The sequence below is a fragment of the Variovorax sp. RTB1 genome (assembly GCF_035018765.1).
GTDB lineage: Bacteria > Pseudomonadota > Gammaproteobacteria > Burkholderiales > Burkholderiaceae_C > Variovorax.
On the sequence record NZ_JASJXG010000018.1, the window covers coordinates 1 to 12,998 of the forward strand.

Here is a 12,998-nt window from a genome sequence, read left to right on the forward strand (position 1 = left end):
CCCCCAAGGCGTCCCATGCAACCCGGCCCCCACCGCCGCCTTCATCAACACGTGGTAACTCGGATGAAACTCCACCTCGTCGATGCGCCGCCCAAAGCGATCATGCGTATGCAGCTGCGGCCCGTTGACATTGGCAAGCCGCGCATGCGTCTGCATCTCCGCGCTTCCGATCGTCTCGCCCAGCTCGTGCAAGCCGGCCGTCTGCAGGTCGGGCGCGTTGAACTTCAACGCATCGCGAAGCGGTCGATTGGTTTCGAACAGGTTGTAGCCCACCAGCGGAGAGGGCTGGTTGAAGACGTCGTGTGTCGTGTCCATGGCCGGCCTCCTCTTCGTTGTGCTGGTGGTGGGCTGGGCAGAATCAGCTCAATCGGCTAAGACGACAGATCAAATCAGCTTGACCAGTTGCTTGCCGAAGTTCTTGCCCTTCAGCAAACCCAGAAAAGCTTCCGGCGCGGCCTCGATGCCTTCGGCAATCGACTCGCGCGGCTTGAGCTTGCCGGTGCCGACCAACCCTCCTAGTTCGGCCAGCGCTTCCGGCCAGATTTCCATGTGTTCGCTGACGATAAAGCCTTCGAGCTTGACCCGATTGATGAGGAATAGCGCGGGGTTGGCGAGCGGCAACGGCGCGCCGTCGTAGCCGGCGATCATTCCGCACATCGCGATGCGCGCGAAGGCGTTGAGACGCAGCATGACCGCATCGAAGATGTAGCCGCCGACATTCTCGAAGTAACCGTCGATGCCGTCGGGGCAGGCTTCCTTGAGTGCAGCACTCAGGCTCTTGACGTCGGGATGCTGCTTGTAGTCGATGCAGGCATCGAAGCCCAACTCTTCGACCACGTACTTGCATTTGTCCGGTCCGCCAGCGATGCCGACCACGCGGCAGCCGCGTGCCTTGGCGAGCGCGCCGAAAGCGCTACCGACCGCGCCCGAGGCTGCGGTGATGACAACCGTTTCACCCTCCTTCGGCGCGATGATTTTCACCAGTCCGTACCAAGCCGTGACGCCCGGCATGCCGACCGCGCCGAGGTAGTGAGACAGCGCAACGTGCGTGGTGTCGACCTTCTTCAGCGAGCCGGGTACAGAGCCGTCGACCACGCTGTATTGCTGCCAGCCGCCGAAGCCGACCACCTTGTCGCCGACCTGAAATTTAGGGTGCTTGCTCTCGACCACTTCGCCCGCGGTACCGCCTTGAAATACGGCGCCGGTCGGCTGGTTGGCCGTGTAGCTTTTCGAGTCGTTCATGCGACCACGCATGTACGGGTCGAGGCTCATGAAGTGATGACGCACCAGCACCTGGTTGTCGGCGAGCGGCGGCGTCTCTGCGGTCACCAGCTTGAAATTGCTGGCGGTCGCTTCGCCCTCGGGGCGGTTGTCGAGGTGGATCTGTTTATTGGTCGGCATGGAAATCTCTCGCTTCGGATGATCGGTCGTTGAAGTTCAGTCCGTCGACAGCGGTTGCATGCTGTTGACGGTTTTGGAATCGACCGGCAGACGCTTCACATACTTGAAGGTGCCGGTGGCGTGCGAACAGGCGCGACCCTGCTCGTCGAAGATGGTGGCTTCGGTGAAAGCCATCGTCGCGGTGCGATGCATCAACCGGCCTTTGCCGACCAATGGCCCGCGGGCCGGTTGCATGAAGCTGGTTTTCATCTCGATGGTGACGACACCCATCTCGGGCTGCATGCTGCGCGCGGCAGCTGCCATCGTGACGTCCATCAACGTCATGCACGCGCCGCCGTGGGTCACGAAGAAGCTGTTCAGGTGTTCCGGCTGCGCCGTGTAGTGCAGCTCCGATTCGCCGCCCTCGAAGCGCTCGAGCGTGAACCCGAGGTGATCGACGAACGGAATGACGACGCCGAAAGAAAGACTCATGCCGCTGCCTCGCTCAGGATGCGCCGAGCACTACGCTCACGCCGCCATCGACCGCCAGCCACTGGCCGGTGATGTGCTTGCCGGCATCGCTCGCGTACAGCAGCGTGATGCCCTTCAGGTCTTCTTCATCGCCCAGACGGTTGAGCGGCGCCGCGGCGGCCATCTTCTCTTCGCCCAATTGCTTGATCAGCCCGGCCGCCAGTTTGGTCATGAAGAAACCGGGGCAGATCGCGTTCACGTTGATGTTGTAGCGGCCCCATTCGGCGGCCAGCGTTTGCGTAAAGCCGATCACCGCAGTCTTGGACGTGTTGTAGGCCAGCGTCTTCATGTCCGGACCGTTGCCGTTCAGCCCGGCAATCGACGCGATGTTGATGATGCGGCCGGCCTTCTTAGGGATCATGTAGTTCTTGGCGACCTGCTGCGCCAGGATGAAGTAGCCGCGCACGTTGAGGTTCATTACCTTGTCCCAGGCTGCCACCGGATGGTCTTCGGCTGCAGCGCCCCAACTTGCGCCGGCGTTATTGACGAGGATGTCGATGGCGCCCATGCGCTCCAGCGTTTCGTCGGCCAGGCGTCGCGTGTCTTCTTCCTTCGAGCAATCTGCGGCGATCCAGCGTGCGTCGATGCCCGCGGCTTGCAGCTCCGCTGCGGCCTGCTCCAGGTCTTCGGCCTTGCGTGAACTCAACATGACGCGCGCGCCAGCCTCGCCGAGGGCATGCGCCATCTGCAAGCCGAGGCCGCGCGAGCCACCGGTGATGAGTGCGGTCTTGCCGGTGAGGTCGAACAGTTGTTGGGTGGTGCGTGCGGTCATGGGCGAGGTTCTCCGATGGTTTTAATAAGTCTCGATGGTTCTAGTGGGCCCGGAAGTCGAGCACGGCGCGCGATTCGCGCAGCGTTCCGAGCGTAGCGCTCACCTCTTTGTGCGTCGGGTGGACCAGATAAGCCTGCAGCGCCGCGGCGTCGTCGAACACCGAATAAAGCACCACGTCATGGTTGGCCTCCAAGCCCTCTGCGCGCGTCGCCACTTCAAACTCGCGCATGCCGGGCACGATGCCTTTGCAGGTGTCGAGCAACTGCTTGAAGTCCTGTGCCTTGGCCGCATCGAGCAGCTTCCACATCACGATATGTTTGATCATTGCCATGTCGTTCTCAGTCGAGTCGCGAGCGAACGTAGATGAGCACGAATCCGACCAGCGCGACCACGCCGCCAAGCACCGCCATCGACCATCCGAGCACAGGATTCGTGCGACCGGTCGCTATGCCGAGGGCCATGACGAACAAGCCGACGTAGATCAGCACCCATGTCCACTTTTCGAGGGCAGCGTGCGATTTTTCCGTCATCAAAACGCGTCTTCAGGTAGTGCGGTGCAGGTAGGGTCACGGCTCTCCACCACGTTGAGCCAGGCGCCGATCTTGGGCAGTTCGTAATGGAAGAAGTAAGCGGCGGCGCCGACGCGTCCGGCCGTTGCGGCGTTCGACTGCGTCGCATCGACTTCGAGCGTCCGATGTGCCACGTCGAGCCATATCCAGGCCAGCACCGTGTGGCCGAACGCCTGCATGTAAGGCACCGCGTTGGCGAGCGCGTCGTTCGGGTTGCCGGTCGACCAGGCGGCTTCGGTGGCGGTGCCGATGCGTTGCAACGCCGTGAGCAAGGCCTTGGCGTGGTCGGCGAGCGAAGGCACTTCCGATGCGCGACGCGCCGTGTCGGTCATGCGGCCGGCCAGCAACTTCAGGCCATGCCCGCCTTCCATGAGCACTTTGCGGCCCAGAAGATCGGCGGCCTGGATGCCGTGCGTGCCTTCGTGAATCATGTTCAGGCGGTTGTCGCGCCAATACTGCTCGACCGGGAAGTCGCGTGTGTAGCCATAGCCACCGTGGACCTGGATGGCCAGCGAATTGGCTTCGAGGCACCACTCGCTCGGCCAGCTCTTGGCAATGGGCGTCAGCACTTCGAGCAGCAGCCGCGCATCGTCGGCGCCCTGCGCGCCACCGGTTTTTTGTTCGTCGACCAGCTTGGCACAGTACAGCTCCAGCGCCAGCGCGCCTTCGCAGTACGCCTTTTGCGCAAGCAGCATGCGGCGCACGTCGGCGTGTTCGATGATGCGCACTTGGGGACTCGCCGAGTCTTTGACGGCTGCGCCCGGCCCGGCTGTCGCTCCGTCGGTGGGCTTCTTCATGAGCCGTCCCTGCGGCCGCGCCTTGGCGTAGTCGAGCGAAGCGTAGTAGCCGGCCATGCCGAGCATTGTCGCGGCGGTGCCGACGCCGATGCGTGCCTCGTTCATCATGTGGAACATGCAGTGCAGGCCTTTGCCGGCCGAGCCGACGAGATAGCCCACGGCACCCGCGCGCTGGTCGACCGGGTACTTGCCCTCGCCGAAATTCAGCAGGGTATTGGTGGTGCCGCGCCAACCGAGCTTGTGGTTGAGGCCGGCCAACGCCACATCGTTGCGCTCACCGGTCAGGTTGCCGGCGGTGTCGACCATCTTCTTCGGCACGATAAAAAGCGAGATGCCGCGCGTGCCCGGCACCAGCTTGCCGTTTTCGTCCGGGATCTTGGCCAGCACGATATGAACGATGTTCTCGGTCAGCTCGTGGTCGCCCGACGAAATCCACATCTTGTTGCCGGTGAGCCGGTAGCGCGGCCCGAGCGGGTCGTTCTGGAAGTCGGCGCCATCGGGCACCGCACGCGTCACGACGTCGCTCAGCGACGATCCGGCCTGCGGCTCGGACAGGCACATGGTTCCTGCCCAGCGGCCGGAAAATTCGTTCTTTGCGAACACTTCTTTCTGCATCTCGGTGCCGTGCACCATCAACAGATTGGCATTGCCGCTGGTCAGCATGTTGGAGCCGATGCTGACCGACGCCATCGCAAAAAAACAGTTGGCAGCCGCGCTCAAGGTGTACGGCAACTGCATGCCGCCGATGTCGTAGTCCTGCGCCGCGCTCATCATCCCGGAGTCGACAAAGGCCTTGTGCGCGTCGTGCGTGGCCTGCGGAAGGATGACCTTTTCGCCGTCGAAGTGCGGCTCCTGCGTGTCGACCGTGCGATTGAACGGCGCGTACTTTTCGCGCGCGATGCGCTCGCAGGTGTCGAGCACCGCATCGAAGGTTTCAAGCGAGTGATCGCTGAAACGTTCGCGCTGGTTGAGCGACTCGGCATCGAGCCAGTCGTAAAGGAGAAAGTCGAGGGTGGGACGGAGGCTCATGGCAATCTCGAGATAGAACGCCGACTACGACTCGGCCATATTCGTGAAACACCGCGGAACTGGCTCCGCCAGTCCGCCGGTGTTGCCCCCCGGCAGGGGGGAAGGCGAGCGACACGAAGTGCGCGAGCCTCTGGGGGGCGAGTCAAATGACCTCGAACACGCCCGCAGCGCCCATGCCGCCGCCGATGCACATCGTGACCAGCACTTTTTTGGCACCGCGGCGCTTGCCTTCGATGAGCGCGTGGCCGGTCAGGCGCTGGCCGCTCACGCCGTAGGGATGGCCGACGGCGATCGCGCCGCCATCGACGTTCAGCAGTTCCGCCGGGATACCGAGCTTGTCGCGGCAGTAGATGACCTGCACCGCAAAGGCTTCGTTCAGTTCCCACAGGTCGATGTCGGCAACCGTCAGGCCGAGACGCTTCAGCACCTTGGGGATGGCGAAGACCGGGCCGATGCCCATCTCGTCGGGCTCGCAACCTGCAACCGCGAAGCCGAGGAATCGACCGATCGGCTTCAAGCCCTTTTGCTCTGCGTACTTTTCGTGGACCAGCACGCAGGCGCCGCCGCCATCCGAAAACTGGCTGGCATTGCCGGCTGAAATCACACCGCCGGGCATGGCCGGGCGAATGCCGCTGATGCCTTCCTTGGTGGTGCCGGCGCGAATGCCTTCGTCGTTCTCGATGGTGACTTCTTTGGTGCGCAGACCGAGGACGGCGTCGGCCACACCGGCCAGCACGGTGATCGGCGCGATTTCATCCTTGAAGCGACCGGCTTCGAGCGCGGCGGTAGCCTTCTGCTGGCTGGCGGCGCCGTACTCATCCATCGCCTCGCGGCCGATGTTGTAGCGTTTGGCGACCTGCTCGGCCGTTTGCAGCATGTTCCAGTAGATTTCCGGCTTCATCTTCATGAGCGCAGGGTCGGTGATCATGTGACGATTGGCTTCGTTCTGCACGCAGGAAATGCTCTCGACGCCACCGGCCACAAAGACGTCGCCCTCGCCCGCAATGATGCGTTGCGCCGCAGTCGCAATGGTCTGCAGACCCGACGAGCAAAAGCGATTGATGGTCATGCCCGACGTGGTGACCGGCAGGCCGGCGCGCAGGGCGATCTGTCGCGCGATGTTCGAACCGGTAGCGCCTTCAGGCGTAGCGCAACCCATGATGACGTCGTCCACCGAGGCCGGGTCGATGCCCGCGCGCTGCACGGCGTGCTGCACCGCGTGGCCGCCGAGGGTGGCGCCGTGCGTCATGTTGAAGGCACCTTTCCAGCTCTTGGCAAGCGGAGTACGGGCGGTTGAAACGATCACGGCGCTGGTCATGGGGATGTCCTTGCTAGAAGAATGAAACGGAAAATGGAACGAAGGAGGGACGAAAAAGAGCGAGAGCTCATAGAGCCGGCGTAGGACCGATCGGGCCCGACGCATTGATGAGAAGCTGACGATAGAACTTGATCATCTCGGCGTAGTTCGAAACCGAGATGCGCTCGTTGGTGCCGTGAAACCTGCTCAGGTCTTGAGGGTCGAGCCGCAATGGCGAAAAGCGATAGATGGCGTCGCTCACGATACTCATGTGGCGCGAGTCGGTGGCCGCCGTCATGAGCCCGGGAGCAACCACCGCTTCAGGAAACTCTTGCCGCAGCGTCTGCTGGATGGCTCGGTAGCCGGCGTTGTCGGTCGGCGAGATGGGCGATGGCTCGGCGTTGCCGGCATACGACTTCACCTGAATGGTGTCGTTGCCCAGCGCCTTGCGCATGTGCGCTTCGACGCTGGCCAGCGTATCGCCCGGCAACAACCGGAAGTTGACCGCCGCGTCGACATGACCGGGCAGCACGTTGTCCTTGTTGCCCGCTTGCAGGATGGTCAGCGCGGTGGTCGTGCGCAGAGTGGCATTGGTGCTCGGGTTCTTTTCAAGCTGGCTCTTGACGAGCGGCGTGGTGAGCCAGAGGTTGGACAGCATGACCCGGTTGATGCCCTTCATTTCGGGCGCCAGCGTGGCGAACATCTCGCCCGCCACACCACCGATCGAGGCCGGCATCTGGTCGTTCTCGAGACGCGCGAGTGCGGCGCCCATGGTGCCGATCGCACTGTGCGGCGGTGGCATCGACGAGTGGCCGGGCGCCGCGTCGAGCGACAGGAAGAAGGTGCCGTAACCCTTCTCCGCCAGGCCGACCAGTGCAGCCGGCCTGTCGAGTCCGCCGATCACGCCGTCGATGACCGCCAGCCCTTCGTCCAGCACCCAAGACAGCCGCACGGCCCGGGATTTGAGCAACTCGGCAATCGGCTTGGCACCGCGCAAGCCATTCACTTCTTCGTCGTCGCCGGCAATGAGATAAACGGTCTGCTTCGGCTGAAAGCCGCTGCCGATGAGCATCTCGATGGCTTCCATCTGAGACAACAGGTTGCCCTTGTTGTCCATGGTGCCGCGACCCCAGATGTAGCCGTCATGCACCAGGCCGCTGAACGGGTCCTGCGACCAACTCTTCTCTGTACCGGATGCAATGGGCACCACGTCCTGATGCGCCATCAGCGCGATCGGTGGTGCCTTGGCGTCGGTGCCAGCCCAGGTGTACAGCAACGCATGCTGCCCGATCACTTCCTTCTTCAGCGTGGCGTGCAACTTGGGGTATTGCTGCGCAAGCAACAAATGCAGCTTGTCGAACTCGGCAGCGTTCAGCGTCGGGTCATCCGCACTCGCCACGGTGTGCAGCACGATCGCGCTCGACAGCCGCTTGGCGGCCGCTTCGGCGTCGATCGCCGGCTTGGCGACCGGTGCCACCGCGATCTGCCGCGACGGCGTCAGCCACGTCTTGCCTGCGACAGCGACGACGAGAACGCCCACCACCAGCAACAGCGCCAGAAGAATGCGTTTGATCATCGTGCGCTGTCGGGGTGACGGTGACGTCGGCAGTCCGGCTCGGGCACGCTCAACTGAAGCTCTTGCCTTCAGACACTAGCTTCTGGATCAACGGCGCCGGCTGCCAGAAGCTCGCGTCGTCGAGCGGGTTCTTGGCAAAACGCTTCATCGATTCCGACACGTTGAACAGGCCGACCTGGCCGGCGTAGTGCATCGGGCCACCGCGGAAGATCGGGAAGCCATAGCCTGTGAGGTAGACCATGTCGATGTCACCGGACTTGCTGGCGATGCCGTCCTCGAGAATGTGCGCACCTTCGTTGACCAGCGCATACACCAGACGCTGCACGATCTCGTCGTCCGAGATCTTGCGAGGTGTGATGCCTTCGTCCTTGCGGTGTTGCTCGATCATGTCCAGCACGAGCTTGCTCGGAATGGCATCGCGCTTGCCGGCCTGGTAGTCGTACCACCCTGCCCCGGTCTTCTGGCCGAAGCGACCAAGCTCGCACAGCTTGTCTGCGGTGCGGCTGTACTTCATGTCGGCGCGCTCGGTGGCGCGGCGCTTGCGGATCGCCCAGCCGATGTCGTTGCCGGCCAGGTCGCCCATGCGGAACGGGCCCATGGCAAAGCCGAACTTCTCGACCGCCTTGTCGACCTGTTGCGGCGTCGCGCCTTCGTCGATCAGGAAACCGGCCTGGCGGCTGTACTGCTCGATCATGCGGTTGCCGATGAAGCCGTCGCAGACGCCGGACACCACCGCGGTCTTCTTGATCTTCTTCGCGACGCCCATCACCGTAGCGAGTACGTCTTTGGCGGTGTCCTTGCCGCGAACGACCTCGAGCAGCTTCATCACGTTGGCCGGGCTGAAGAAGTGCATGCCGACCACGTCCTGCGGGCGCTTGGTGAAGGCTGCGATCTTGTCGACGTCGAGCGTGGAAGTGTTCGACGCGAGAATGGCGCCAGGCTTGGCGACGCGATCGAGTTCCTTGAACACCGCCTCTTTCACGCCGAGTTCTTCGAACACGGCTTCGATGATGAGGTCGCAGTCTTTCAGGTCGTCGTAGCTCAAGGTGGTGCTGAGCATCGCCATGCGCTGGTCGTACTTGTCTTGCTTGAGCTTGCCCTTCTTGACCTGCGATTCGTAGTTCTTCTTGATGGTGGCGATGCCGCGGTCGAGTGCGTCCTGCTTCATTTCGAGGATCTTGACCGGCACGCCCGCGTTCAAGAAGTTCATCGAGATGCCGCCGCCCATGGTGCCGGCACCGATGACGCCGACCGACTTGACCGCGCGCTGAGGCGTGTCGTCAGCCACATCAGGGATCTTGCTGGCGGCACGCTCGGCCACGAAGAGGTGGCGCAATGCCAGCGACTCGGGAGTGAACATCAGCGCGGTGAACACGCGGCGCTCTTCAAGCATGCCCGCGTCGAACTTCATCGTCGTTGCGGCCTGCACGGCCTCGACGCACTTGAGCGGCGCCGGGTAGTTCTTCGACATGCCGGCGACCATATTTTTCGCGAACTGGAAGTAGGCGTCGCCTTGCGGATGCTTGCATGGCAGATTCCGTACCAGCGGCAACGCGTCACCGGTCTTGCCGGCGACCGACTTGGCTAACTCGACGGCCTCGTCCATCAGCGATTCAGGCGACGACGCGAGCTTGTCGAACAGTTTCTGGCCCGGCAGGCTCGCCAGCAATTCGCTCTTGACGGCTTCACCGCTGACGATCATGTTGAGTGCGGTCTCGACGCCGAGCACGCGCGGCAGGCGCTGCGTGCCGCCAGCGCCGGGAATCAGGCCGAGCTTGACTTCAGGCAGCGCCACGCTGGTGCCGGGCGCCGCAATGCGGTAGTGGCAACCGAGCGCCAGTTCGAGCCCGCCGCCCATGCAGACCGAGTGAATCGCCGCGACGATGGGTTTGGCCGAGGCTTCGAGCGAGAGGATCACGCTCAGCAGATTGGGTTCTTGCAGCGCCTTGGGCGTGCCGAATTCCTTGATGTCGGCACCACCGGAGAACGCCTTGCCGGCGCCGGTGAGCACGATCGACTTGACGGCCGGATCGCCATTTGCCTTGGCGAGGCCATCGGTGATGCCTATGCGCGTTGCGAAGCCGAGACCGTTGACCGGAGGGTTGGTCAGGGTGATCACGGCGACATCGCCGATCACTTTGTATTCAGCCGTCATGGCGCGTTCCTTAGGTGGGAATAAAAACTGGAGAAAAAAGCACGAGTGTTCTTTTCCCTGAAATTTTAGGCGTTTACGAACGCCCGGCAATCGGCTTCAGTCGCTGCGGGGACAAATCAACGAGAGGCTAGACCTCGAGCCATTCTTTTCGAGTGCCCGAATCTGCGCGCAGGCTGTCGGGCGTACCGTCGAACACGATGCTGCCATGGCCCATGACCAGCACCCGATCGGAGATGCGCATGGCGATGGTCAACTTCTGTTCGATCAGCAAAACCGAGATGCCCTTGTCCTTGAGCGTCTTTAGATACTGCCCCACGAGCTCGACAATTTTGGGCGCCAGACCTTCGGTTGGCTCGTCGATGATGATGAGATCGGGGTCGCCCATCAGCGTGCGACACAGTGTGAGCATCTGCTGCTCGCCACCCGACAGTACGCCCGCCTCGGTGTGCTCCCGCTCTTTCAGCCGCGGGAACATTTCGTACATGTCGTTGAAGCTCCAGCGGCTGCCCTTGCCCGAACCCTTCTGGCCGAGCAACAGGTTTTGATGCACCGTGAGGTTCGAGAAGATGTCGCGGTTCTCCGGCACGTAGCCGATGCCCATGTGCGCAATCTCGTAGGCCTTTTTACGCAGCACGTCCTGGCCCTTCCAGTGCAGGCCGCCTTCGGCGTGAACCAGACCCATGATCGCTTTGGCGGTGGTCGAGCGGCCCGAGCCGTTGCGCCCGAGCAGCGCGACGATTTCCCCCGCGTTGACGTCGAAAGAAACGCCGTGCAACACGTGGCTCTTGCCGTAATACGCGTGGATATCTTGAAGCTTCAACATGATCAATGACCCTCGCTTTGCGCATCGGCTACCGATGAGCCCAGGTACGCTTCCTGCACACGTGCGTTGGCGCGCACTGCAGCCGGCGTGTCGAAGGCGATGATCTCGCCGTAGACGACGACGGCGATCTTGTCGGCTAGGCCAAACACCACGCCCATGTCGTGTTCCACCGTCAACAGCGTCTTGCCGATCGTCACTTGCTTGATGAGGGCGATGAAATGCAAGGTCTCGGTCTTGCTCATACCCGCGGTCGGCTCATCCAGCAGTATTACGCTGGCGCCGCCCGCGATGGTCACACCGATCTCCAGAGCGCGCTGTTCGGCATAGGTGAGATTCACCGCCAGAACGTCGCGCTTTTTCTCGAGGCCGACTTGGCGCACCAGTTCTTCGGTGCGCTCGTTGGCATCGTGGAGACTCGATAGAAAGCGCAGGAAGGTGTATCGGTAACCCAGGCTCCACAGCACACCGCAGCGCAGGTTCTCGAAGACGCTGAGCTTGGGGAAGATGTTAGTAATCTGGAAGCTGCGCGACAAGCCCAGCCTGTTGATCTCGTAAGGCGGCTTGCCATCAATGCGCTTGCCGTTCAGAAGCACTTCGCCGCTGCTCGGTGCGAGCCGCCCGCTGATGAGATTGAAAAGCGTCGACTTGCCGGCACCGTTAGGGCCGATCACGCCGATGCGTTCGCCCGCATTCACCGCAATGTCGATCCCGCGGATGATGTCGGTCTTGCCGAAACTCTTACGCAGATTCTTGAGTTCGAGTGCAACGGTCATCACGCTGTCTCCCGCCACTTGATTTCGGCTTCGATTTCTTCCTGCGCCTTACCCCAGACGCGCGCAAAGCGACGCCTCACCAAGTCGAGCAGCGCGATGCCGACGGCCGTCAACACAGCAGCAGCGGCCCAACTCGTCACGCTCGAAGTGTCGAGCGGGAAGCCGAAGAACTTGACGTTGGGGCCCAGCGCGGAATTGAGCTGGACGTGGTAGACCATTTCGACCAGTGCAGCAGCACCGACGGCCGCCACGGCCCCAGTGAAGATAAGCCCACCGTAAAGCACCCACAAGCGCTTGAATTTACCGAATTTGGCCACCCGCAGGTTCATCATGATCAGGCTCGCCACACCGCCCGGCGCGAACATCACCATTAACAGGAAGACAAGCCCCAGATAGAGCAACCACGCCTTGGTCAGCTCCGAGAGCAGCACCGATGCAAACACGAGCAGTACGGCTCCGATGATCGGCCCGAAGAAGAACGTGGCGCCGCCCAAGAAGGTGAACAGCAAGTAGCCGCCCGAGCGCACACCGCTGAGACTGTCCGACGAATTCACGATCTCGAAATTGACGGCTGCCAGCGAGCCACCGATACCGGCAAAGAAGCCGGCGACGACAAAACTGAGGTAGCGCACGCGCTGCGTGTTGTAGCCGATGAATTCAACGCGCTCGGGGTTGTCGCGTACCGCATTGAGCATGCGCCCGAGCGGCGTACCAGTGAAGGCGAACATGAGGCCGGTGGCAATGAAGCAGTAAACAGCGATCAGGTAGTAAACCTGGATCTGGGGACCAAAGTTCCAACCGAAGAAGGTCCCATAGGTGCGGTTGGTGGTGATGCCCCCCTCGCCGCCGAAGAACCCAGGAAACATGAGCGACATGGCCGCGACCAATTCGCCTATGCCAAGGGTGATCATCGCGAAGGTCGTGCCGGACTTTTTAGTCGTCACGTACCCCAACAGCATCGCAAAGAACATTCCCGCGAATCCACCGATGAACGGAACCAGTACCAGCGGAATAGGGATCCTGCCTTGTGCGGCAAGATTCATTGCATGGACAGCGATGAATGCACCAAGACCTGTGTACACCGCATGCCCAAAGCTCAGCATGCCGCCTTGGCCCAGGAGGATGTTGTAGCTCAGGCAGATGATGGTCAGGTAGCCCATCTGCGACAGCATGGTGAGCGCAAGGCTGCTGCGAAACACCAGCGGTGCAACCAAAAGCACCAACGCGAACAACGTCCAGATGACCAGGCGCCCGATGTTCCAGGGCTTTAATCGATAGGAGGCAGGAGACACCATG

The 12,998-nt window shown here is 62.1% G+C and carries 12 protein-coding genes and 1 pseudogene; all 13 read right to left on the minus strand.

Translation table 11 applies throughout. The features are described 5' to 3' along the window. Positions 1 to 315, minus strand: a pseudogene (locus QN397_RS13115) (DNA alkylation response protein); the annotation flags it as partial. Between the two features lie 69 nt (positions 316 to 384). Beyond that, complete coding sequence (locus QN397_RS13120; RefSeq protein WP_323501054.1) at positions 385 to 1,401, minus strand: NADP-dependent oxidoreductase; 1,017 nt, start codon at positions 1,399 to 1,401, stop codon at positions 385 to 387. A gap of 36 nt (positions 1,402 to 1,437) precedes the next feature. Beyond that, complete coding sequence (locus QN397_RS13125) at positions 1,438 to 1,872, minus strand: PaaI family thioesterase (protein WP_187051853.1); 435 nt, start codon at positions 1,870 to 1,872, stop codon at positions 1,438 to 1,440. A 13-nt stretch (positions 1,873 to 1,885) separates the two neighbouring features. After that, the gene (locus QN397_RS13130; RefSeq protein WP_323501055.1) at positions 1,886 to 2,683 is read right to left on the minus strand and encodes an SDR family oxidoreductase; all 798 of its coding nucleotides are present in this window, start codon (positions 2,681 to 2,683) and stop codon (positions 1,886 to 1,888) included. A 40-nt stretch (positions 2,684 to 2,723) separates the two neighbouring features. Further along, positions 2,724 to 3,014, minus strand: a complete 291-nt coding sequence (locus QN397_RS13135; protein ID WP_409053090.1) for a Dabb family protein — start codon at positions 3,012 to 3,014, stop codon at positions 2,724 to 2,726. A 7-nt stretch (positions 3,015 to 3,021) separates the two neighbouring features. After that, positions 3,022 to 3,213, minus strand: coding sequence for a hypothetical protein (locus tag QN397_RS13140; RefSeq protein WP_323501056.1), 192 nt, complete (start codon positions 3,211 to 3,213; stop codon positions 3,022 to 3,024). Further along, positions 3,213 to 5,078, minus strand: a complete 1,866-nt coding sequence (locus QN397_RS13145; RefSeq protein ID WP_323501057.1) for an acyl-CoA dehydrogenase — start codon at positions 5,076 to 5,078, stop codon at positions 3,213 to 3,215. The genes QN397_RS13140 and QN397_RS13145 overlap by 1 nt, the downstream gene beginning before the upstream one ends. Before the next feature lie 142 nt (positions 5,079 to 5,220). After that, the gene (locus QN397_RS13150; protein WP_323501058.1) at positions 5,221 to 6,396 is read right to left on the minus strand and encodes an acetyl-CoA C-acyltransferase; all 1,176 of its coding nucleotides are present in this window, start codon (positions 6,394 to 6,396) and stop codon (positions 5,221 to 5,223) included. Positions 6,397 to 6,463: 67 nt separating this feature from the next. Further along, positions 6,464 to 7,951 carry a M20 family peptidase gene (locus tag QN397_RS13155; protein WP_323501059.1) on the minus strand — a complete coding sequence of 496 codons (1,488 nt, stop codon included), beginning with the start codon at positions 7,949 to 7,951 and terminating at the stop codon, positions 6,464 to 6,466. Positions 7,952 to 8,000: 49 nt separating this feature from the next. Next, on the minus strand, positions 8,001 to 10,106 hold the full coding sequence (locus QN397_RS13160; protein WP_323501060.1) for a 3-hydroxyacyl-CoA dehydrogenase NAD-binding domain-containing protein: 2,106 nt from the start codon (positions 10,104 to 10,106) through the stop codon (positions 8,001 to 8,003). A 127-nt stretch (positions 10,107 to 10,233) separates the two neighbouring features. Continuing rightward, positions 10,234 to 10,929, minus strand: coding sequence for an ABC transporter ATP-binding protein (locus tag QN397_RS13165; protein ID WP_323501061.1), 696 nt, complete (start codon positions 10,927 to 10,929; stop codon positions 10,234 to 10,236). Between the two features lie 2 nt (positions 10,930 to 10,931). Further along, positions 10,932 to 11,702 carry an ABC transporter ATP-binding protein gene (locus QN397_RS13170; RefSeq protein WP_323501062.1) on the minus strand — a complete coding sequence of 257 codons (771 nt, stop codon included), beginning with the start codon at positions 11,700 to 11,702 and terminating at the stop codon, positions 10,932 to 10,934. Beyond that, the gene (locus QN397_RS13175) at positions 11,702 to 12,997 is read right to left on the minus strand and encodes a branched-chain amino acid ABC transporter permease (RefSeq protein ID WP_323495919.1); all 1,296 of its coding nucleotides are present in this window, start codon (positions 12,995 to 12,997) and stop codon (positions 11,702 to 11,704) included. Before QN397_RS13175 ends, QN397_RS13170 begins: the two co-directional genes overlap by 1 nt. Position 12,998: the final 1 nt, after the last annotated feature.